The organism is Photorhabdus caribbeanensis (genome assembly GCF_018448885.1).
Taxonomy (GTDB): domain Bacteria; phylum Pseudomonadota; class Gammaproteobacteria; order Enterobacterales; family Enterobacteriaceae; genus Photorhabdus; species Photorhabdus caribbeanensis.
The window spans coordinates 1-1007 of record NZ_RCWB01000114.1 but is presented as its reverse complement, the minus strand read 5'-3'; the positions used below and the strand labels follow the sequence as shown (position 1 = coordinate 1007).

Below are 1007 nucleotides of genomic sequence, written 5' to 3'. Positions count from 1 at the left end.
GCTTTGCCGTCCTGGGCGGTGTTATTCAATGTACCCGTCTGGAGGGCCAGCTGGTCCCCGTAAATGCGCCCGGTGCCGGTATTGTTCAGGGTGTTGGCCGTGAGATGAGTCAAACCGCCGTCAATCAGTCCGGTGTTGCTCAGGGTATCGTGAGCCTGGATTTGCGTTTGCCCGGCGCTGATTTCACCGGAGACGCTATTGGTGAGATGGCGTGCGTCAAGATGCAGCGCCCGACCGGCTTTTATCTGGCGGTCATTGATAAGATTGCCGGTTGTTTTCAGGGTCAGATTGCCATTGGCCGCGGTGTTGCCGGTATGATGAAAATCCTCGGTTAAAGTGACCGCCATATCGCCCTGCGATAACAGTTGGCCGTCACCGCTCAGAGAGTGTGCGTTAATCGTGGCCTGTTCCCCGGCAATTAAGGTGCCTTGCCGGTTGTTAATCACCAGCGAGGTGTGCCCGCTCTTGTCGTCTACGGTAAGCTGTTTGCCCGCGGAGATTAGCCCCTCAGCATTCTCCAGCGTGTGACTCACCTGAGCTTGCAGGTGATTGGCCGCCCGTAAAGCGCCCTGGGTATTGTCCACCTGTTGGGCGTTGACCGTCAGGTTTTGTGCTTCCAGCCCGTTATCTGTCTGCTTTGTTTCCCGGTTAATCAGGCGAGAGGTGTTCAGGGTCAACTGCTGACCGCCACGGATAAGGCCGCCGGTGTTATCGGTTTGAGTGTCAACATGAAGCTGAGTGTCGCCCACCGCCTGCGCCTGCCCGTGACGATTGTCGAGCTGATGAGTGTTCAGGGTTAACATGTCGGTGGATAACAGTTTGCCGTCCCGGTTATCCAGCGCGGCGTGTCGGGTGTCAATAGCCAACTGTCCGCCTTGCAGATGACCGTGGCGATTGTCCAGCGGGCCGCTGGTGACAGTGGTTTTTCCATCACCGAGAATATGGCCCTGCTGGTTATCCAGCAACTGTCCGTCAGTATCCAGAGTCAGGGCGTCGGCGGATTGTAA

General features: G+C 57.0%; 1 pseudogene. It reads right to left on the bottom strand.

The annotated features are described in order from the left end of the window. Positions 1-1007, bottom strand: a pseudogene (locus EAE90_RS23205) (hemagglutinin repeat-containing protein); the annotation flags it as partial.